Here is an 18879-nt window from a genome sequence, read left to right as displayed (position 1 = left end):
GTAGCTTCAACCCCCGCAGCTTCAACCCCGGTCACCACCAGCAGGTGACACGAAAGGCAGACACATGAAGAACCGTTCACTCCAGATCCTCGCCACCGGTGCCATCGGCATGCTCGCCCTGGCCGGCTGCACCGCGGCCGAAGCCGAGACCGTCGGCGACGGCAACTCGGACAACAAGGACCTCACCATCGCCGTGTTCAACGGCTGGGACGAGGGCATCGCGGCATCAGAGCTGTGGAAGGCCATCCTCGACGAGAAGGGCTACAACGTCGAACTCGAGTACGCCGACGTTGCACCGGTCTACGCCGGGCTCTCCACCGGTGACTACGACCTCAACCTCGACGTCTGGCTGCCGAACACCCACAAGTCCTACCTCGAGGAGTACGGCGACGACATCACCGAACTCGGGGCCTGGAACGACGAGGCCAAGAACACCATCGCCGTGAACGCCGATGCACCGATCGACACCCTCGCCGAGCTGGCCGATAACGCCGACCTGTTCGACAACCGTCTCGTGGGCATCGAGCCCGGCGCCGGTCTCACCGAGGCCGTGACCGACAACACCATCCCCACCTACGGCCTCGAGGACATGGACTACCAGACCTCCTCGACCGCAGCGATGCTCACCGAGTTGACCGCTGCGGAGAAGTCCGGCGAGAACATCGCCGTCACCCTGTGGGCGCCGCACTGGGCCTACGACACCTTCGACCTGAAGAACCTCGAAGACCCCGAAGGCACCCTCGGCGCTTCGGAGACCATCCACGCCTACGGCAAGAAGGACTTCTCCACCGACTTCCCGCAGGCCACCAAGTGGATCGCTGACTACACCATGGACCTCGACAAGCTCCAGTCGCTCGAAGCCGCCATGTTCGTTGACTACGACGGCCAGGACTACGGCCCCATCGTCGCGAAGTGGATCGAAGACAACCAGGAGTACGTGGACTCGCTCACCGCGTAGTCGACTGCCCCGTCTATGAACGGCCCGTGCCTCGGCACGGGCCGTTTCTGTGTCGTCTCTGGCGCGGTCGTCTCAGGCGCTGGCGCGCAGTTCGGCGCCGATGTACGCCGCCCAGGCACCGGCCTTGCCGGTCTCTCCGGCGGCCAGCGGCCCCTCGGTGCCGTCGACAACGAAGCCGTGTGGTTTGGCCACGATAGTGGCGCCGGCGGCGTGCAGGGCGTGCGAGATCTTGGCCGCCGCATCCCCGTGGATGAATAACTTGATGCGGGTGTCGAACGCGGCGGCCCGCACACCGGCGAGGGAGCCCGGTGCGAGGGTGCGCAGGAACCGGCGCATCCGATCGGTCGGCTTCCAGCCGTTGATCGGGCATCCCACCACCAGGACGTCGACGCCGTCGAGGCTTGCCTCGGTGATGTCGGACACGCTGAGGGTGGTAGTTCCCCGGCCCAACTCGGTGGCGATCACCTCGGCGATGGTGCGGGTGCTGCCATAGTTCGTGTCATAGACGACGAGTGCGTGCATGAGTCCTCCCGGGTCGTGGCGACGTTGGCCGACACGAGTCATAGTGGCCCCGGCCCCGACGACCGACAAGAGCAGCAGGTCCCGCGGGTCACCGCGACTGCCGGGTCACTCCGACTGCGGAGCTCGCAGCGCGATGAAGCTCGACAGCGCCTCGGTGATGGCCCGCTCCGATGCCGCCCGGGTCAGCGTGGCCTCGCCGTCGCCGGGCTGAGCCCCGTACGCTCCGAAGGAGGCGTGGTTGGCGCCCTCGATCCGCACAAAGGTCGTATCGGCGGGCAGCAAGGCGGCGGTGTCCTCGATCTTGGCCGGGGTGCTCAAGCCGTCCTCGCTCCCGCTGAGGCTCAGCACCGGCAGCTCGTCGTCGACGGCCGAGGCGCAGTAGCTGCCGAACAGCACGAGGCCGGCGACCTCGTTGTCCTCGGCGTACATGCAGGCCCGCACGCCGCCGAGCGAGTGGCCGCCCACGAACCACGCCGCCACATCGGGCGCGGTGGCCGTGAAGGTGTCCAGCGGACGCTGGTCGAAGAAGGCGAGGTTCAGAACCGGTTTGGTGATGACCACGGTCATCCCCGTCTCCGCCACGGTGGGAGCCAGGGTGGCGAGGTACGCGTACGGGTCGACCTTGGCGCCGGGAATGAAGACCAGGCCGGCGACCGAGCGTTCCTCGGCCGGGGCGATCACGACGGAGACGTCGGTGTCGGTCACCGTGACGGCGGGGTCGTCGAACACGGCCTGGGCGGCCGTGCGGTCGGCGGGCATCACGAGCTGCGTCCAGAACAGGACGGCCACGATCCCGAGGGCCAGCGCGGTGAGCGCGGTCCAGCCGGCGAATCTGACGCGGGTGCGCAGAACGGTTCGAGGGGTGCTGTCAGTCGTCAATTCGATCAGTCGTCCAATCCGCGTGCGGCGAGGGCCTCTCCGATCGCATCGGCGGCGTACAACGAGCGTACGACGACGGGGACGGCCAGGGCGATGATCGACCCCTGTGCGCCGCGCGCCCTCCGGGCGTCGAGCACCTCCCGCACGATCTCCGCCACCAATGGGATGCACCGGATGGTCAGGGCCACGAGCAGCCCCACCCTGTCGGCATCCACCCAGCGCCGGAACGGCCGCAACAGCAGCTGGAACGCCTCGAGCACCGCGGTGACCGTGGTGGTGAGGGTGAAAAGGGCGGCGAGGGCCACGGCCACCAGCAGCCGGCCGGCCATCAGACCGGCCGTGGTCCAGCCCTCCGCCGAACCATTGGCGACCAGCACCTGCACCGGCACGGCGAAGACCAGGATCCACAGGATCGGACCGATCTGCGGCCAGGCCGCCATGGGCGGGATGCCGGCCAGCGCGTACAGGGCGACCACGGCCACGAATTCCCCCGCGAGCACCAGCGGATCGGCCGCCAGGCCGACCAGCACCATGGCGACGGCGAGCACGGCCAGCTTGAGCACCGCCGGCGCGCGGTGCAGCAGCGAGGTCCCCGGCCGGTACAGCCCGATCATGACAGCATGCTCAGGTACGCGGTGAGAGCGGTGGAGGGCACGTCGTCGGCGACGACCCGGCCCTCGTCGATCACGATCACCCTGTCGAACCCGTCCAGCACCTCCAGGTCGTGGGTCACCACGATCACCTGCTGGGTCAGCGACACCAGCAGCCCGGTGATCAGACGGGTGTTGCGGGCATCCAGCAGCGTGGTCGGTTCGTCGGCCACCACGATGGTGGGCCCGGCCACCAGCACCGCCGCGAGGGCCAGCAGCTGCTTCTGACCGCCGGACAGACGGTGCGCGGGGCGCTCGGCGAGAGCGGTGAGACCGAACCTATCGAGCGCCTCTGCCGTGCGCGCCGTGATTTCGTCGGCGGCCAGGCCCCGGCGCCGCAGGGTGAAGGCCACATCCTCCTGCACGGTCGGCATCACGATCTGGTTGTCGGGATTGGTGAAGATGAAGCCCACCTCGCGCCGCACGAGCTTGGCTTGCCGGCGCACGTCCAGGCCGTTCACCGTGACGGTGCCGCTAGTGGGGGTGACCAGGCCGTTGATCATGCGCGCCAGCGTCGACTTGCCGCTGCCGTTGGCGCCGACGATGCCGATCCGGCGTTCGGTGAGGTGCAGGTCGATGCCGCGCAGCACGGGCTGGTCGTCGAAGCCGTGCGAGACGTCCTCGAAACGGATGCCGGCGGCGCTCACGCTCACGCCCGGGCGTCGACGGGCGCGGAGACCGGAACCGTGCGGCGCGGGGTGATCAGGCCCGGGTATGCCCGGTGCACCTGCTTGGCGACGAGGACCGTCACGACCACCTTCACCAGGTCGCCGGGCAGGAACTTCGCACTGTCGACGGCGGCGGCCCACAGCGGCAGGCCCAGGTTGACGGCGGTGACGGGCACCCCGATCAGGTAGACGACCACGATGCCGCCGAGAACGGTGGCGCCCAGTGCCGGCCAGAACGGGTAGCGCGGCAGCAGCCACGCGGTGAGGGCGCCGATCACGACGACGCCCAGCAGCCATCCGTAGGGGTAGCCGGCGGAGGGGGAGGTGGTGAACCAGACCAGGCCGCCGCGCCCACCCGAGAGCAGGGGCAGCCCGGCCGCGGCGAGGACCAGCAACAGCAGCACGGCCAAGAAACCCTTGCGCGCTCCGAGGATCGCGCCGGCCAGCATCACGCCGAGGGTCTGGAACGTGATCGGCACGGTGCTGGCGCCCAGGGAAAGCGCGCCGGGGAACCCGAGGGCGGCGATGAGGGCGGCGAAAATGGCGATCTGGGCCAGGTCGCGCACGCTGAGGCGGGCCGTGACTCTACGGGCGGGAACGGTGGGGGCTGTCATGGTTTTCAATCTAGATTTCCCCGGCAGGGCGCCGCAGTGGAATACCTACAAAGAATCCGGCGGAACGCTGGTCACGGGTCCCGGTCGGGGCCTCCGGTCCGGTTTCCCGCTGCCATCGGCACGCCTATCCGTCGGACCTGTGCGGTTTTATGATCGTCGCAGCCGGACGGAGAGTTCACCGATGCCGGGACACGGAAGGCAGTTCTCATGGGTTTCTTCGGATTTCTCCTGCTCGGCCTCTTGGCCGGCGCCCTGGCCAAGCTGATCCTCCCCGGAACGCAGGGTGGCGGCTGGTTCGTGACCCTGCTGCTCGGTGTGGTCGGCGCGTTGCTGGGCGGCTGGCTGGCCGGCCTGATCTTCGGGGTCGACATGGGATCGTTCTTCGACCTGCGCACCTGGGTGATCGCCATTCTCGGGTCGATCATCGTGCTGCTCATCTACGGCGCGGCCACCCGCAACCGCGGGAGTAGCAGCTCGACCTGATCTGCAGCGCGGGTGGCGCTTAGGCGACGAGGCGACTGATCGTGGCCGATCCGGCGCGGGCGCCGGACGTCGGTTCTGCCCACACCGAGATCGGAGCCGGGTTCCACGGCAGAGCGGTCGGTTCCGCACCAGAGGACACCAGGAGGGCGCCGGTGTTGACGGCTGTGATTCCGTCAACCGGGGTGTCGGTGCGGGGTTCGGCGATGTTGCGGGGCGCTGCCGGGGTGTCGGTGCGCAGGCGCATGGTCTCGGCAGCCAGGAGCTCGGTGAGGGTCTCGGCGATCTGGTGGGCCTTGAGCCCGTGGAAGATCACGTCGGTGTCATCGGAGCGGCGGGGGACCAGGGTCCAGGCTCCCTCGGCGCCGACGAGATCGGCCAGCGCGGCGTGGAGATGTTCAAAGACCTCGGCGCGGCTGAGTTCTGCCGGAGCGGGAGCAACCGGGGCCTGGATGACGGGTGCGGTGCGACGTCGACGACCGAACATCGTGAGCCCCTTCCTACTAACAACGCGAGAAGACCAGTTTCGCCTTCTCCACCCCGAAATCACGGGGGACACGCCGCAGAACGGGGACTGGCGGGGGGATGCCCGCTAATTAACCTTCACGGCAGTGGCGCCCGGCACGGATTTCTCGTCGGCGTCCTTCACCACGTTGCCGACGGCGACCGCGACGCTGAGTCCCCAGCCGATCCAGGTGAGCACCAGGCGCCAGTCCCTCGGACCGTTCTTGGTGGCCTGCAGGATGTGCCAGCCGCCGACGACGACGCTGATCATTGCGGTGTTGAACAAGAACTTTCGCATGGCTACACGCTAGCCGACTACCCGCGAACTGAGAGAAAAGCCCCAAAAAACTCGGGTTTTAGGTGCTTGAGTCACAGCTCGCGGGTGTGGTCGCGGGCGAAGGTGAGGGTTTCGGTGAGCAGGGCCAGGCGCTCCGGCTCGGTGCGGGCGGTCCGGGTGTTCACCTCGGCAACGATGGTGCCGTCCCAGTTCACCGCGGCGAGGTTCCGCAGTACCTCGGCCACCGGCTCGGTGCCGCGGCCGGGCAACAGGTGTTCGTCGAAGACCCGGCCCTCGTCGAGGGAGCCCGTGCCGTCGCAGAGGTGCACGTGGCGCAGACGCTCGCCCAGGGCCGTGGCCATCGCGAGGCTGTCCTGGCCGCTGAGCGCACAGTGCGAGAAATCGAGGGTCACCGCGGCGCAGTCCATCACCGTGGGGTCCCAACCGGGGGAGTACGCCTTGACCCCTCGCCCGCCGATCTTCCACGGGAACATGTTCTCGACGGCGATCTGAAGGCCGGTGCCCGCGCCGAGCTCGCGCACGATGTCGAGAAAGTCCTCCGCATAACCGGCCTGCCAGCGAAACGGCGGATGCACCACCACCGTCGATGCGCCGACCAGCCCGGCGAGCTCGGCGGACCGCTCCAACTTCACCCGGGGGTCCCGGCCCCAGACGAAGTGGGTGAGCAACAGAACCGGTGCGTGGATCGAGAAGATCGGCAGGCTGTACCGCTCGGATAGCGCGGTCAGCGCCGCCGCATCCTGGGTGGCTTCGTCACGGGTGACCATGATCTCAACGCCGTCGAACCCGGCCTGCTTCGCCAACCTGAAAGAGTCTTCCAACCCCAGCGGGTACACGCAGGTGGAGCTCATGCCGATGCGAATCACGGCGTCAGCATAGCCTTCGCTGGTAACCTCGAGGTGCAGCCAGGTGCGCCGCACAGGCGGGCACCGGAATGGATGAGTCATCGAAATCGCAGCAGACACCACCGCATCAGTCAGCGCACCCGACACAACCGGAGAGGCCGGCGCAGAGCCCGGCCCCGATTCGGTCGCGCCCGGTCACTTCGACCTGGTCGTGGTCTCCAACCGGCTTCCGGTCGACTACGAAGTAGCCGAGGACGGCACCGAAAGCTGGCGCACCTCGCCCGGCGGCCTGGTCACCGCCCTCGAACCGATGATGCGCGCCTCCGACGGCGCCTGGGTGGGCTGGCCCGGCGTGGCCGACCGCGAATTCGAGCCCTTCGAAAACGACGGCATCTCGATCGTGCCCGTACGCCTGAGCACCGAAGATCTCGAGCTCTACTACGAGGGCTTCTCCAACGACACCCTCTGGCCGCTCTACCACGACGTGATCGCCTCACCCAGCTACCACCGCGAATGGTGGGACGCCTACGTGCAGGTCAACCGCCGGTTCGCCACCGCGGCCGCGGCATCCGCAGCGCCCGGCGCCACGGTCTGGGTGCACGACTACCAGCTGCAGCTGGTGCCGCGGATGCTCCGCGACGCCCGCCCCGACCTGGTGATCGGCTTTTTCAACCACATCCCGTTCCCGCCGTACGGCATCTTCGCCCAGCTGCCCTGGCGCAAGCAGATCCTTGACGGCCTGCTCGGCGCCGACCTGATCGGCTTCCAGCGGCTGGCGGATGCCGGCAACTTCTCCCGCGCCGTGCGCCGCCTGTTCGGCTACGCCACCCGCGGTGTCGCCGTGGACGTGCCCAGCCAGAACGGCCAGCACCGCCGGGTCATCGCCAAGCACTTCCCGATCTCGATCGACGCCGAAGCCTACGAGGAAATGGCCAAGCGACCGGAGATTCAGGAACGCGCCCGCCAGATCCGCGAGGACCTCGGCAATCCCAAGACGATCATGCTCGGCGTCGACCGCCTGGACTACACCAAGGGCATCGGTCACCGTATCAAGGCCTTCGGTGAGCTGCTCGCCGACGGCACGCTGAGCGTCGAGGACGTCACGCTCGTGCAGGTGGCCAGCCCGTCCCGCGAGCGCGTGGCCACCTACATGCAGTTGCGCGACGAGATCGAACTCGCCGTCGGCCGCGTCAACGGCGACTACTCCACCATCAGCCACACCGCCATCAGCTACCACCACCATGGCTACCCGCGGGAAGAGATGGTGGCGCTCTACCTGGCCGCCGACGTGATGCTCGTCACGGCCCTCCGCGACGGCATGAACCTCGTCGCCAAGGAATACGTCGCGGTGCGCTACGACGGCGACGGCGTGCTCGTGCTCAGCGAATTCGCCGGTGCTGCCGACGAGCTCAAGCAGGCCGTGCTGATCAACCCGCACGACATCGACGGCATGAAGGCGTCGATCATGAAGGCCGTCACCATGCCCAAGCGCGAACGCACCCGGCGGATGCGGGCCCTCCGCCGCAAGGTCTTCGACAACGACGTGGCCACCTGGTCCGCCTCGTTCCTGCAGACCCTCACCGGCGGGGCCGCCGTGCCCAGCGGCGTGCCGGAGAACCTCGTGTCGGCGCTGAAGGACATCAGCTCGGCCGAGACCATCCTGGTGGCCCTCGACTTCGACGGTACCCTGGCGCCGCACGTGGACGAACCCGAGGACGCCCGCGCGGTCGACGGCACCCACGACGTGGTGCAGCGGCTGCTCGACCTGCCCGGCGTGCGTGTCGCGTTCGTCTCCGGCCGCGCCCTGGTGAGCCTCAAGCATGTGGCCGAACCGCAGAGCGAGGTTTTGCTCACCGGATCGCACGGTATCGAGGTGCAGCTGGACGCAAACGGCATCGAGCTGGGTCTGGTACCCGAAGAGGTCGAGAAGCTCGACACCCTCACCCGGGTGCTTGAGCGCATCTCCGGCCCGGTGTTCGGCACCTGGATCGAGCAGAAGCCGGCCGGCCTGGCGCTGCACACCCGCCTGGCCACCGCGCAGGACGGCCAGGCCGTGCAGCGCGAGGCCCGCGACCAGCTGGCCGAGCTGCTGCCGGCCCTCACCGTGCGCGAGGGCAAGAACGTGCTCGAGTTCTCGGTGCGCTCCAGCACCAAGGGCGACGCCCTCGAACGCCTGCGCGCGCACACCGGTGCCGACAGGGTGCTCTATGCCGGTGACGATGTCACCGACGAAGACGCCTTCACGGTGCTGGGCGAGGGCGACCTGGGCCTCAAGATCGGCCCGGGCGCTACCCAGGCCGGCTATCGGGTGCGGGGCCCGAAGGAGGTCACCCGGGTGCTGGCGCTCCTGGCCGACTTCCGCGCCGCCGCCACGCAGCAGCAGTAGGTCCCGCGTCGCGGGCGTGCCACCGGTCGTCATGACGGGTGTGCCGCCCGCGACGTTCTAGACTCGGTGCATGTCTGAGTTCGATATGAAGCCCCGTAGCCGCGACGTCACCGATGGCATCGAGGCCACCACCTCCCGCGGCATGCTCCGAGCGGTTGGAATGGGCGACGCGGACTGGGAGAAGCCCCAGATCGGCATCGCCAGCTCCTGGAACGAGATCACCCCGTGCAATCTGTCCCTGGACCGCCTCGCGCAGGCGTCCAAGGAGGGTGTGCACTCCGGCGGCGGCTACCCGCTGCAGTTCGGAACCATCTCGGTCTCCGACGGCATCTCGATGGGCCACGAGGGCATGCACTTCTCCCTGGTCTCCCGTGAGGTCATCGCCGACTCCGTCGAGGTCGTCATGCAGGCCGAACGCCTCGACGGTTCGGTGCTGCTGGCCGGCTGCGACAAGTCGCTGCCCGGGATGCTCATGGCCGCCGCGCGACTGGACCTCGCCAGCGTCTTCCTCTACGCCGGGTCGATCGCACCCGGCTGGGTGAAGCTGAGCGACGGCACCGAGAAGGACATCACCATCATCGACTCGTTCGAAGCCGTCGGCGCCGTCAAGGCCGGCCGCATGAGCGTGGAAGACGCCAAGCGCATCGAGTGCGCCTTCGCCCCCGGCGAGGGTGCCTGCGGCGGCATGTACACCGCCAACACCATGGCCAGCGTCGCCGAGGCCCTGGGCATGAGCCTTCCCGGCTCCGCGTCGCCCGCCTCCGCCGACCGCCGCCGCGACTACTACGCGCACCGCTCCGGCGAGGCCGTGGTCAACCTGCTGCGCTTAGGCATCACGGCCCGCGACATCCTCACCAAGAAGGCGTTCGAGAACGCCATCGCCGTGGCCATGGCCTTCGGCGGTTCCACCAACGTGGTGCTGCACCTGCTCGCCATCGCGCAGGAGGCCGAGGTCGAGCTCACCCTCGACGACTTCAACCGCATCGGCGATACCGTGCCGCACATCGGTGACCTCAAGCCCTTCGGCAAGTACGTCATGAACGACGTCGACCGTCACGGCGGCGTGCCCGCCGTGATGCGCGCCCTGCTCGAGGCCGGTCTCATCCACGGCGACGCGCTCACCGTCACGGGCAAGACCGTGGCGGAGAACCTCGCCGAGATCGACCCGCCCGAGCTCGACGGCAAGGTCCTGCGCACCCTGGACAACCCGATCCACGCCTCCGGCGGCATCACCATCCTCAAGGGCTCCATCGCCCCCGAGGGCGCCGTCGTCAAGACCGCCGGCTTCGACAGCGACATCTTCGAGGGCCCCGCCCGGGTCTTCGAGCGTGAGCGCGCGGCCATGGACGCCCTCACCGCGGGGGAGATCCTCAAGGGCGACGTCGTCGTCATCCGCTACGAAGGCCCCAAGGGCGGCCCGGGCATGCGCGAGATGCTCTCGATCACCGCGGCCATCAAGGGCGCTGGGCTCGGAGCCGATGTACTACTATTGACTGATGGTCGATTCTCAGGCGGCACAACCGGACTGTGTATCGGCCATATAGCACCCGAAGCGGTGGACGCAGGTCCGATCGCCTTCGTGCGCGATGGTGATCTGATACGGGTCGATATCGCAGCTCGCTCGCTTGACCTACTGGTCGACCCCGCAGAGCTGGCCGCCCGCCGAGAAGGCTGGGCTCCACTTCCTCCCCGTTACACCCGTGGCGTTCTCGCCAAGTACTCCAAGCTCGTGCAGTCCGCGGCCCTGGGTGCGACCACGGGATAATCGACACCATCCGTCATTCGAATTAGGGATTTGCTCTCATGACCACGGAACCTTTGCCCGTGCCATCCGCCCCGACCCCCAGCGCGCCGTCCGCCGACGCCGTGTCCGGAACGCCTGAAATTCTCACCGGTTCCGGCGCAATTCTGCGCAGCCTCAAGATGCTCGGCGTCACCGACGTCTTCGGGCTGCCGGGCGGCGCCGTCATCCCGCTCTACGACGAGCTGATGAACCAGGACGACATCCGCCACATCCTGGTTCGCCACGAACAGGGCGCCGGCCATGCCGCCGAGGGCTACGCGTCCTCGAGCAACCGGGTCGGGGTGGCCATCGCCACCTCCGGCCCCGGCGCGACCAACCTGGTCACGGCCATCGCCGACGCCTACATGGACTCGGTGCCGCTGCTGGCGATCACCGGCCAGGTCTTCTCCACGCTGATGGGCACGGATGCGTTCCAGGAGGCCGACATCGTCGGCATCACCATGCCGATCACCAAGCACTCGTTCCTGGTGAAGCGGCCCGAAGACATCCCCGCCGCCATCGCCTCGGCGTTCCTGATCTGCAACACCGGCCGTCCCGGCCCGGTGCTGGTGGACATCACCAAGGACGCCCAGCAGATGAAGGCACCGTTCATCTGGCCGCCCAAGCTCGACCTGCCCGGCTACCGGCCGATCACCAAGGCGCACGGCAAGCAGGTTCAGGCCGCGGCGGCGCTGCTGGCCGGCGCCGCGAAGCCCGTCTTCTACGTCGGCGGCGGCGTCATCCGCGCCCAGGCGTCACCCGAACTGCTCGAGCTGGCCGAACTGACCGGCACCCCCGTCGTCACCACCCTGATGGCCCGCGGAGCGTTTCCCGACTCGCACGACCAGCACCTGGGCATGCCCGGCATGCACGGAACCGTCGCTGCCGTGCTGGCACTGCAGGAATCCGACCTCATCATCGCTCTCGGCGCCCGTTTCGACGACAGGGTCACCGGCAAGGCCTCCGAATTCGCGCCCAATGCCACCATCGTGCACGTGGACGTGGACCCGGCCGAGATCGGCAAGATCCGCGCCGCCGACGTGCCCATCGTGGGTGACGCCAAGGACGTCATCGCCGACCTCACCGTGGCCTACCGCGAGGCGATCAGCACGACGACCCCCGACATCTCCGAGTGGTGGACCTACCTCAAGGGCCTCCGGGAGAAGTTCCCGTTGGGCTACAGCGAACCGGCCGACGGCCTGCTCGCCCCGCAGTACGTGATCAAGCGCATCGGCGAGCTCACCGGACCCGAGGGCGTCTACGCCGCCGGCGTCGGCCAGCACCAGATGTGGGCCGCACAGTTCATCAAGTACGAGCGGCCGAACTCCTGGCTCAACTCCGGCGGGGCCGGCACCATGGGTTACTCGGTGCCCGCGGCCATGGGCGCCAAGGTCGCCGAACCCGACCGCACGGTCTGGTCCATCGACGGCGACGGCTGCTTCCAGATGACCAACCAGGAACTCGCCACCTGCACGATCAACAACATCCCGATCAAGGTGGCGATCATCAACAATTCGTCGCTCGGCATGGTGCGTCAGTGGCAGTCGCTGTTCTATGACGGCCGGCACTCCTTCACCGACCTCAACACCGGTCACGGCACCGCGATGGTGCCCGACTTCGTGAAGATGGCCGATGCGTACGGTGCCCTGGGAATCCGGGTCACCCGCGCCGACCAGGTCGACGACGCGATCAAGCTCGCGTTGGCCACCAACGACCGGCCCGTGGTGATCGACTTCATCGTCAGCCGCGACGCCATGGTGTGGCCGATGGTGCCGCAGGGCGTCAGCAACAGCTTCGTGCAGTACGCCAAGGACCACGCCCCCACCTGGGAAGAGGAGTAACCGATGAGTACCCACGTTCTCAGCCTCCTCGTCGAGGACAAGCCCGGACTGCTGACCCGCGTCGCGGGCCTGTTCGCCCGGCGCGGCTTCAACATCGAGAGCCTCGCCGTCGGCCACAGCGAAATCCCCGGCCTGTCGCGCATCACGATCCTCGTCGACGTCGAGGACGCCCCGCTGGAACAGGTGACCAAGCAGCTCAACAAGCTGATCAACGTCATCAAGATCGTCGAGCTCGACCCGAGCCAGTCGGTCCAGCGTGAGCACCTGCTCGTCAAGGTGCGGGCGGACAACACCACCCGGTCCCAGGTCCTCGAAGCGGTCACCCTGTTCCGTGCCCGGGTCGTCGACGTGTCCACGGATGCCGTCGTGATCGAGGTGACCGGCGACTCCGGCAAGACCCAGGCGTTCCTGCGGGTGCTCGAGCCATACGGCATCAAGGAAATCGCCCAGTCGGGCCTCCTCGCCATCGGTCGGGGATCCAAGTCGATCACCGAACGCGTCTTCAAAAACTAGGGTCTCGACAAGCTCGACCAGCGCACCTTCTCGACAAGAACGCCAAACAAAATTTTCCCGACAAATACACAAACCAAGGAGAACACCACATTGTCTGAAATCTTCTACGACAAAGACGCCGACCTGTCCCTGATCCAGGGCAAGAAGGTCGCCGTCATCGGCTATGGCTCGCAGGGCCACGCCCACGCGCAGAACCTGCGCGACTCCGGCGTCGAGGTCGTCATCGGACTCAAGGAGGGCTCGAAGTCACGTGCCAAGGCCGAAGAGGTCGGCTTCACCGTCCTCAGCGCCGCCGAGGCATCCGCCTGGGCCGACGTGATCGTGGTCCTCGCTCCCGACCAGGTGCAGCGTCACCTGTACAAGGACGACATCCTCCCCAACCTCGCCGACGGTAAGGCCCTGGTCTTCGGCCACGGCTTCAACATCCGCTTCGGTTACATCGAGGCGCCCGCGGGCGTCGACGTGGTCATGGTCGCCCCCAAGGGCCCGGGCCACACCGTGCGCCGCGAATTCGAAGCCGGCCGTGGCGTTCCCGTCATCGTCGCCGTCGAGAAGGACGCGTCCGGCAACGCCTGGCCGCTGACCCTCAGCTACGCCAAGGCGATCGGTGGCCTGCGTGCCGCCGGCATCAAGACCACCTTCACCGAAGAGACCGAGACCGACCTGTTCGGTGAGCAGGCCGTTCTCTGCGGTGGCGCGTCGCAGCTGATCCAGTACGGCTTCGAGGTTCTCACCGAGGCCGGCTACCAGCCGCAGGTTGCCTACTTCGAGGTGCTGCACGAGCTCAAGCTCATCGTCGACCTGATGTGGGAGGGCGGCATCGCCAAGCAGCGTTGGAGCGTCTCCGACACCGCCGAGTACGGCGACTACGTCTCCGGCCCGCGCGTCATCGACCCGAGCGTCAAGGAGAACATGAAGGCCGTTCTCGCCGACATCCAGAACGGCGCATTCGCCGAGCGCTTCATCAACGACCAGGATGCCGGAGCGCCCGAGTTCCTGGCCCTGCGCAAGAAGGGCGAAGAGCACCCGATCGAGGCCACCGGCCGCGAGCTGCGGAAGCTCTTCGCCTGGAACGCCTCGAACGACGACGACTACGTCGACGGCGAAGCTGCCCGCTAACTCCGTACCCGTTTCACCCGAAGGGGCCAGTCGAATCGACTGGCCCCTTCGGCGTGTGCCGGCGCCGCCAACAAGGTGAATGCGCCGTCAGTTGCCAGTTGAAGCCCCTTCGGACGCCATGACGGGGCGCCAACTGGCAAGTCACCGACCGGCCTCTTGACGCCACTTCGCGCGCTCTCAGGGGGTACGAACTGGCAACTCACGGAAACGGCCTCGCGTCGAGTTGCGGCATCCTTCCCCCCGCAGAGCCCCCGAAGGGGTGTTTGCGGCGACTCGGCGAGCTAGTCGACCTCTTCCTCGGGCAGGCACCGTGCGCGGATGTAGCGTGCGATCGGGTCCGGGGTGAGATAAACGAGGTGGGCGGCTGCATTGATCGCGTCCGGCAGGTGCGGATCTGCGCCGGTGCGTTGGCGGGCGCGGGTGAGCGTCTCGGCGATCTCCCGGAACACCGGGGCGGAGTCGGTGCCGAACGCGAAACGGATGTCGCTGCCGGTTGCGCGCAGGAGGGCGGGGTCGACGGTCTCCCCGGTGCGCGGCAGGTCGTCCCGAATGAAGTTCTCGGCCAGGGCCGCCCCGCGCTCGGTGTACCACTCGAGCCCGGGCGGGGCGTCGAGCGGACCCCGGCCTGCGGTGTCGTCGGGGCTGTTCGGCCGGGCGGCCGGGTCCCGCCCCGCCATGCGCGCCACCACGGCGAGGGCGCCGGCCCAGTCGTCGGTGCGCTCCCGCAGGTGCTTTCGCACGGCGTCGGTGGTGCGGGCCAGCAGCGCGGTGCCCGAATCCGTGCTGCGGAAGAAGCCCGGTTCGTAAACGAGAACCTGTCGCACCAGGTCCGGATGCCGCACGGCGAGCCGCATCGCCACGATCCCACCGGCGCTGGCGCCGAAGATCGCGGCGGGAACGAGCCCGAGGTCCTGGAGCAGCGCGGCGGCATCGTCGGCGTGGGTATACGAATCGCATGGCCAGCCCGCCCTAGTGCTCCGTCGGGTGCCGCGGGGATCCCAGGTCACAACGGTGAACCCGGCGACGCCGGTGAGCCCGGCCAGCCGCTCGGCGATCGGCCGGAACATCTCGGCGTCGTCGCTGGCGGCGCCGATGATCAGCAGCGGCGGGCCGGCGCCGCGCACCTCGGCGTACAGGCGGCATCCGTTCACGTGGTGCCGGCCCACGGTCGGGGCCGGAGCACCAGGGATGGCGAAGGGGACGCCGGGGGACTCGTCTCGAGCCATGGCGGAAGTCTACGAGCGTCCCAGGCAGACCGATAGGCTTCCGCAGGTGAACGCTATGAATGCCGGAGGCGAGAGCTCGGTCACGGCTCGGTTCGCCGGCCGGCCCGGGACCCGGCTGCTGGCGACCGTCGCCCTCGTTGGCGCGGTGCTCTACGTTCTGGTAGACGTGGTGTTGCAGCTGCTACCGCCGCACTACAGCGTGATCTCGGAGGCCGAGAGCAACCTCGCGGTGGGGCCGTACGGGTGGATCATGAACCTGAACTTCCTGGCCAGGGGAGTGGTGACGCTCTGCGCCGTCGCCGCGCTCTCCTCGTTCGGCCCGCGGTCACTGCTGCGGCAGGCCGGCCTGGTCCTGATGCTGTTCGCCGGGGTGTGCTCCGCCGCGCTGGCATTTCTGCCCACCGACATCCCACCCGCCGATGCGCCGGGGCTCGCCCCGACCACCGCGCCGGGCGCCGCGCACCTGATCGTCGCGGCCGCGGGCTTCGTCGCCGCGCTGGTGGCGTTCGCCCTGCTGACGAGGTGGCTCCGCGGCAGCGAGCTGGCCGGCGCCTACCCGGCCGCCGCGTGGCTCACCGGGGTCGCCGCCGTCGGCCTGGTGTCGCTGGGCATCACCGCCGCGATCGCCCCCGGCCTGCTGGGCCTGGCCGAGCGGGTCTGCCTGGCCGGGGTGCTGGGCTGGGTCATCGCGGTGAGCATCGCAGTGGTCAAGGCCGTGCGGCACCGCTGAGTCGCCGCGGTGCCCGTCAGCCGAGCGGCTTCACGGCCTGGATCGTGTAGCTGAGCGGTGCGACCCCGGCTCGCTCACCGAGCGCGAACTCGCCGTCGGGTCGCTCGATCATCTGGCCGGGCAGGGCCTCCCACGGCACACTGTCGTGTTCGACGAGCATCGTCAGGGTGAGGCCGGCGTTCAAGAGCGCCGTGACGATCTCGCCGATCCCGTGGTTCCACTCGTAGGTCTTCGTGTTGGTGATCGGCCGATCCGTCACGACGTAGCTGGAATCGTCGTCCCACTCCAACGGTTCCTGCTGCTCGAAGTAGGGGAATCGCAGGTGCAGGTCATCGGCGAGTCGCTCGTCCATGGTCCACAGGATCGGGTGACCCTCACGAATGAACAGGCGACCGCCCGGTACGAGCAGGCCGGCGACGACGGCCGCCCATCGGTCGATGCTCGGCAGCCAGCACAGGGCACCGATGCCCGTGTAGACCAGGTCGAAGCCGGCCTGCGGAAGAACGGCGAGGGCCGCGTACACATCGGACTCGACGAACTCGACGGCGTCCCCGGTTTCGGCGACCAGGGCGCGGGCCTCGGCAAGAGCCACCGACGAGAAGTCCAGCCCGGTGACCCGGGCGCCCAACCGGGCCAGCGAGAGCGTGTCGGTTCCGATGTGGCATTGCAGGTGCACCGTCGTCAGCCCGGCGATATCTCCTAGCCGCTCGCGGTCGAAGCGGACGACATCCGACAGAAGCGCGGGATCGTCGACGTACCGCTGCACTCCGTAACCGAACCCGGTGCGCACCGCGTGGGCCGCGGCCCGATCGTCCCAGTTCGCGCGGTTGGTATCGAGATGGTGTTGCATGATCAACCTGTTTTCGCCCGGGGTCGAACGAGCCCACCAGACTACCCCGCGAGTACTATGGCGCGCATCACCGGGGGCAGCGCACAACTGACTCGAAGGAGCGTCATCGTGAAAGCACTCGTTTATGGCGGCCCTGGTGTGAAATCCTGGACCGACGTGCCGGACCCGCAGATCGTGCGGTCGACCGACGCGATCGTGCGCATCGACACCACCACGATCTGCGGCACCGACCTGCACATCCTCAAGGGCGACGTGCCCGCCGTGACGCCCGGGCGCATCCTGGGGCACGAAGGTGTCGGCACCGTCGTCGCGGTGGGGGAGTCGGTGGAATCCATCATCGTGGGCCAGCGGGTGCTGATCTCCTGCATCAAGTCCTGCGGGCACTGCGCGAACTGCAAGACGGGCCTCTACTCGCACTGTCTCGGCGACGAGGGCCGCTCGGGCATCGGCTGGGTTTTCGGCCATCTCATCGACGGCACCCAGGCCGAACTGGTGCGGGTGCCCTACGCCGACAACTCGCTTTACCCGCTGCCCGACTCCGTCACCGACGCCGAGGCCGTGATGCTTTCGGACATCCTGCCCACCGGGTTCGAGATCGGTGTGCAGTACGGCCAGGTGGCACCCGGCGACGTCGTCGCCGTGATCGGCGCCGGTCCGGTCGGCCTGGCCGCCATCGCCACCGCGGGACTCTACGGCGCCGGGTCGATCGTGGCCGTCGACATCGACGAGAACCGGCTCGAACAGGCCAAGACCTTCGGGGCCACCCACACCGTGCGCTCCGGACGACCGGAGTGGCGAGACGAGGTGCTCGCCGCCACCGACGGCGCCGGCGTCGACGTGGCGATCGAGGCCGTCGGCATCCCGGAGACCTTCACCATGGCCACCGAGATCGTGCGGCCCGGCGGACACCTGGCCAATGTGGGTGTGCACGGCAAGCCCGTGCCGCTGCACGTTGAAAACCTGTGGATCCAGAACATCAGCATCAGCATGGGCCTGGTGAACACCAACACCACGCCGATGTTGCTGAAGCTGGTGGTCCAGCACAAGATCCCCGCAGACCGGTTGGCCACCCACACCTTCGACTTCGGCCACGTGGAAGACGCCTACGACACGTTCTCCCGCGCCGCCGAAACCCATGCGCTCAAGGTGCTGATCAGCCACTGAACTAATAGGCTGAGCGCATGACTTCTTCCCGGGATGACGACGCGCTCGGCTGGGCCGGCGACGACGATCCCACCCTCGTGTCCGGCAGCACCAACCCACCCGAGCCCGCGGATGGGCCTGCTGCCGACCTCCCCGAGGGCTGGGCCGTCACCGGATCGCCGGGTGGCTACGTCGATGCTCCCGCGGGCAAGGCGGCTCTGTCGTCGCCGGCCCTCGTTGGCCTGGGCATCCTCGCGGGCGTCTACCTGCTCTACACGATCGGTTGGTTCATCGGAGTGGGGCGCATCGAGAACCCGCTGACCGACCCGCTGTCGCAGTTCATGTTCTCGCTGGGCACCTGGCTGGCCGTGGCCGCACCGCTCGTCTGGTTCGCCGCTTCGTACTGGCTCACCCGCGGCATGCCGCGTCTACGCTGGACCTGGCTCATCCTGGGCGTCGTGCTGCTGGCCCCACTGCCCTTCATTGCCGGAACCGGGGGACTCTGATGAGCACTGCACCCACCGCACCCCAGCGCACCCGTCGCACGCCGGCGTGGCTCTCCGCGACCATCGCCATCCTGTTCGGGCTGTTCTACGCGTACAGCGCGTGGTCGGGCCTGGGCAACCTGCTGGGCCTCAACAGCGCCGCCCAGTCGCTCGACACCACCCTGAGCGGCTTCGGCTGGGGCCTGCTGTTGGCGGGTGTGCTCGTCCCGATCGTGGTCTTCGGGATCGCGTTCTGGCTCGGTCGCCGCCGGGAAGCCGGTCCGCAGGCGCTTCTGCTGCTGGCCGGGCTGGCCCTGGTCTCGGCGATCTCCCTCGACATCTTCGTGTTCGGCCTCGGCAGCCTGATCGTCTAGGGCCTAGGCGG

21 protein-coding genes are annotated in these 18879 nt (G+C 68.3%); 11 read left to right on the top strand and 10 right to left on the bottom strand.

Features of this window, described 5'->3' with window-relative positions:
- Nucleotides 1-64: 64 nt before the first annotated feature.
- Nucleotides 65-958 carry a glycine betaine ABC transporter substrate-binding protein gene (locus E3O57_RS06060; RefSeq protein ID WP_103479383.1) on the top strand — a complete coding sequence of 298 codons (894 nt, stop codon included), beginning with the start codon at nt 65-67 and terminating at the stop codon, nt 956-958.
- Between the two features lie 72 nt (nt 959-1030).
- Here E3O57_RS06060 and E3O57_RS06055 read toward each other — a convergent pair whose 3' ends face one another.
- The 5 genes from E3O57_RS06055 to E3O57_RS06035 all read right to left on the bottom strand — a co-directional run bounded on the left by E3O57_RS06055 (nt 1031) and on the right by E3O57_RS06035 (nt 4291).
- Nucleotides 1031-1480 (bottom strand): flavodoxin domain-containing protein, encoded by a 450-nt coding sequence (locus tag E3O57_RS06055; RefSeq protein ID WP_103461542.1) that lies wholly within the window; start codon nt 1478-1480, stop codon nt 1031-1033.
- Between the two features lie 105 nt (nt 1481-1585).
- A complete protein-coding gene (locus E3O57_RS06050) occupies nt 1586-2359 on the bottom strand; it encodes an alpha/beta hydrolase (RefSeq protein WP_241990321.1) in 774 nt (257 codons plus the stop codon).
- Between the two features lie 5 nt (nt 2360-2364).
- Nucleotides 2365-2973: an energy-coupling factor transporter transmembrane protein EcfT gene (locus E3O57_RS06045; protein ID WP_103479382.1), complete on the bottom strand. Its 609-nt coding sequence runs from the start codon at nt 2971-2973 to the stop codon at nt 2365-2367.
- Nucleotides 2970-3662, bottom strand: a complete 693-nt coding sequence (locus E3O57_RS06040; RefSeq protein ID WP_241990320.1) for an energy-coupling factor ABC transporter ATP-binding protein — start codon at nt 3660-3662, stop codon at nt 2970-2972. Before E3O57_RS06040 ends, E3O57_RS06045 begins: the two co-directional genes overlap by 4 nt.
- Nucleotides 3659-4291, bottom strand: a complete 633-nt coding sequence (locus E3O57_RS06035) for a biotin transporter BioY (RefSeq protein ID WP_103461540.1) — start codon at nt 4289-4291, stop codon at nt 3659-3661. The genes E3O57_RS06040 and E3O57_RS06035 overlap by 4 nt, the downstream gene beginning before the upstream one ends.
- Before the next feature lie 207 nt (nt 4292-4498).
- Here E3O57_RS06035 and E3O57_RS06030 point away from each other — a divergent pair, with 207 nt between their 5' ends.
- Nucleotides 4499-4774 carry a GlsB/YeaQ/YmgE family stress response membrane protein gene (locus E3O57_RS06030; RefSeq protein WP_088456667.1) on the top strand — a complete coding sequence of 92 codons (276 nt, stop codon included), beginning with the start codon at nt 4499-4501 and terminating at the stop codon, nt 4772-4774.
- Nucleotides 4775-4793: 19 nt separating this feature from the next.
- On the opposite strand, the gene E3O57_RS06025 is transcribed toward E3O57_RS06030, so the two are convergent.
- The 3 genes from E3O57_RS06025 to E3O57_RS06015 all read right to left on the bottom strand — a co-directional run bounded on the left by E3O57_RS06025 (nt 4794) and on the right by E3O57_RS06015 (nt 6439).
- Nucleotides 4794-5258 (bottom strand): hypothetical protein, encoded by a 465-nt coding sequence (locus E3O57_RS06025; RefSeq protein WP_103461539.1) that lies wholly within the window; start codon nt 5256-5258, stop codon nt 4794-4796.
- 105 nt (nt 5259-5363) lie between these two features.
- On the bottom strand, nt 5364-5573 hold the full coding sequence (locus tag E3O57_RS06020) for a hypothetical protein (RefSeq protein WP_103429712.1): 210 nt from the start codon (nt 5571-5573) through the stop codon (nt 5364-5366).
- Nucleotides 5574-5644: 71 nt separating this feature from the next.
- Nucleotides 5645-6439, bottom strand: a complete 795-nt coding sequence (locus tag E3O57_RS06015; RefSeq protein ID WP_103461846.1) for a sugar phosphate isomerase/epimerase — start codon at nt 6437-6439, stop codon at nt 5645-5647.
- A 190-nt stretch (nt 6440-6629) separates the two neighbouring features.
- On the opposite strand from E3O57_RS06015, the gene E3O57_RS06010 reads away from it, so the two are divergent.
- From E3O57_RS06010 to ilvC, 5 genes are all read left to right on the top strand, one after another.
- The gene (locus tag E3O57_RS06010; RefSeq protein ID WP_241990319.1) at nt 6630-8804 is read left to right on the top strand and encodes a bifunctional alpha,alpha-trehalose-phosphate synthase (UDP-forming)/trehalose-phosphatase; all 2175 of its coding nucleotides are present in this window, start codon (nt 6630-6632) and stop codon (nt 8802-8804) included.
- Between the two features lie 70 nt (nt 8805-8874).
- Nucleotides 8875-10569, top strand: a complete 1695-nt coding sequence (ilvD, locus tag E3O57_RS06005) for a dihydroxy-acid dehydratase (protein ID WP_103461537.1) — start codon at nt 8875-8877, stop codon at nt 10567-10569.
- 38 nt (nt 10570-10607) lie between these two features.
- A complete protein-coding gene (locus E3O57_RS06000) occupies nt 10608-12428 on the top strand; it encodes an acetolactate synthase large subunit (protein WP_103461536.1) in 1821 nt (606 codons plus the stop codon).
- 3 nt (nt 12429-12431) lie between these two features.
- The gene (gene ilvN / locus E3O57_RS05995) at nt 12432-12941 is read left to right on the top strand and encodes an acetolactate synthase small subunit (protein ID WP_088456661.1); all 510 of its coding nucleotides are present in this window, start codon (nt 12432-12434) and stop codon (nt 12939-12941) included.
- 90 nt (nt 12942-13031) lie between these two features.
- Nucleotides 13032-14060 (top strand): ketol-acid reductoisomerase, encoded by a 1029-nt coding sequence (ilvC, locus tag E3O57_RS05990; protein WP_088456660.1) that lies wholly within the window; start codon nt 13032-13034, stop codon nt 14058-14060.
- 281 nt (nt 14061-14341) lie between these two features.
- Here ilvC and E3O57_RS05985 read toward each other — a convergent pair whose 3' ends face one another.
- Nucleotides 14342-15286, bottom strand: coding sequence for an alpha/beta fold hydrolase (locus E3O57_RS05985; RefSeq protein WP_103461535.1), 945 nt, complete (start codon nt 15284-15286; stop codon nt 14342-14344).
- 55 nt (nt 15287-15341) lie between these two features.
- Between E3O57_RS05985 and E3O57_RS05980 the strand changes: the two genes are divergently transcribed.
- Entirely contained in the window at nt 15342-16016 is a 675-nt protein-coding gene (locus tag E3O57_RS05980) for a DUF998 domain-containing protein (protein WP_241990333.1), read from the top strand.
- 16 nt (nt 16017-16032) lie between these two features.
- On the opposite strand, the gene E3O57_RS05975 is transcribed toward E3O57_RS05980, so the two are convergent.
- Nucleotides 16033-16866 (bottom strand): bifunctional 2-polyprenyl-6-hydroxyphenol methylase/3-demethylubiquinol 3-O-methyltransferase UbiG, encoded by an 834-nt coding sequence (locus tag E3O57_RS05975; RefSeq protein WP_103479454.1) that lies wholly within the window; start codon nt 16864-16866, stop codon nt 16033-16035.
- 108 nt (nt 16867-16974) lie between these two features.
- On the opposite strand from E3O57_RS05975, the gene E3O57_RS05970 reads away from it, so the two are divergent.
- The 3 genes from E3O57_RS05970 to E3O57_RS05960 are packed head-to-tail and all read left to right on the top strand — an operon-like array spanning nt 16975 to nt 18868.
- Nucleotides 16975-18030, top strand: a complete 1056-nt coding sequence (locus tag E3O57_RS05970; RefSeq protein ID WP_103461534.1) for a zinc-dependent alcohol dehydrogenase family protein — start codon at nt 16975-16977, stop codon at nt 18028-18030.
- Between the two features lie 17 nt (nt 18031-18047).
- On the top strand, nt 18048-18515 hold the full coding sequence (locus E3O57_RS05965) for a DNA polymerase III subunit gamma/tau (RefSeq protein WP_103461533.1): 468 nt from the start codon (nt 18048-18050) through the stop codon (nt 18513-18515).
- Nucleotides 18515-18868: a bacitracin resistance protein gene (locus E3O57_RS05960; RefSeq protein ID WP_088456655.1), complete on the top strand. Its 354-nt coding sequence runs from the start codon at nt 18515-18517 to the stop codon at nt 18866-18868. The genes E3O57_RS05965 and E3O57_RS05960 overlap by 1 nt, the downstream gene beginning before the upstream one ends.
- The last annotated feature ends 11 nt before the right edge of the window (nt 18869-18879 follow it).

It is taken from the genome of Cryobacterium sp. TMN-39-2 (assembly GCF_004402745.1).
Classification (GTDB): domain Bacteria; phylum Actinomycetota; class Actinomycetes; order Actinomycetales; family Microbacteriaceae; genus Cryobacterium; species Cryobacterium zongtaii.
The sequence above is the reverse complement of the archived record's forward strand: the minus strand, read 5'-3'. Positions and strand labels throughout refer to the sequence as shown.

Excerpts from the sequence above, each read along its gene's own strand:
- E3O57_RS06060 (WP_103479383.1), top strand. The coding sequence starts at position 65 with ATGAAGAACCGTTCACTCCAGATCCTCGCCACCGGTGCCATCGGCATG.
- E3O57_RS06055 (WP_103461542.1), bottom strand. The coding sequence starts at position 1,480 with ATGCACGCACTCGTCGTCTATGACACGAACTATGGCAGCACCCGCACC.
- E3O57_RS06045 (WP_103479382.1), bottom strand. The coding sequence starts at position 2,973 with ATGATCGGGCTGTACCGGCCGGGGACCTCGCTGCTGCACCGCGCGCCG.
- E3O57_RS06035 (WP_103461540.1), bottom strand. The coding sequence starts at position 4,291 with ATGACAGCCCCCACCGTTCCCGCCCGTAGAGTCACGGCCCGCCTCAGC.
- E3O57_RS06030 (WP_088456667.1), top strand. The coding sequence starts at position 4,499 with ATGGGTTTCTTCGGATTTCTCCTGCTCGGCCTCTTGGCCGGCGCCCTG.
- E3O57_RS06025 (WP_103461539.1), bottom strand. The coding sequence starts at position 5,258 with ATGTTCGGTCGTCGACGTCGCACCGCACCCGTCATCCAGGCCCCGGTT.
- E3O57_RS06020 (WP_103429712.1), bottom strand. The coding sequence starts at position 5,573 with ATGCGAAAGTTCTTGTTCAACACCGCAATGATCAGCGTCGTCGTCGGC.
- ilvD (WP_103461537.1), top strand. The coding sequence starts at position 8,875 with ATGTCTGAGTTCGATATGAAGCCCCGTAGCCGCGACGTCACCGATGGC.
- E3O57_RS06000 (WP_103461536.1), top strand. The coding sequence starts at position 10,608 with ATGACCACGGAACCTTTGCCCGTGCCATCCGCCCCGACCCCCAGCGCG.
- ilvN (WP_088456661.1), top strand. The coding sequence starts at position 12,432 with ATGAGTACCCACGTTCTCAGCCTCCTCGTCGAGGACAAGCCCGGACTG.
- E3O57_RS05985 (WP_103461535.1), bottom strand. The coding sequence starts at position 15,286 with ATGGCTCGAGACGAGTCCCCCGGCGTCCCCTTCGCCATCCCTGGTGCT.
- E3O57_RS05980 (WP_241990333.1), top strand. The coding sequence starts at position 15,342 with ATGAATGCCGGAGGCGAGAGCTCGGTCACGGCTCGGTTCGCCGGCCGG.
- E3O57_RS05975 (WP_103479454.1), bottom strand. The coding sequence starts at position 16,866 with ATGCAACACCATCTCGATACCAACCGCGCGAACTGGGACGATCGGGCC.
- E3O57_RS05965 (WP_103461533.1), top strand. The coding sequence starts at position 18,048 with ATGACTTCTTCCCGGGATGACGACGCGCTCGGCTGGGCCGGCGACGAC.
- E3O57_RS05960 (WP_088456655.1), top strand. The coding sequence starts at position 18,515 with ATGAGCACTGCACCCACCGCACCCCAGCGCACCCGTCGCACGCCGGCG.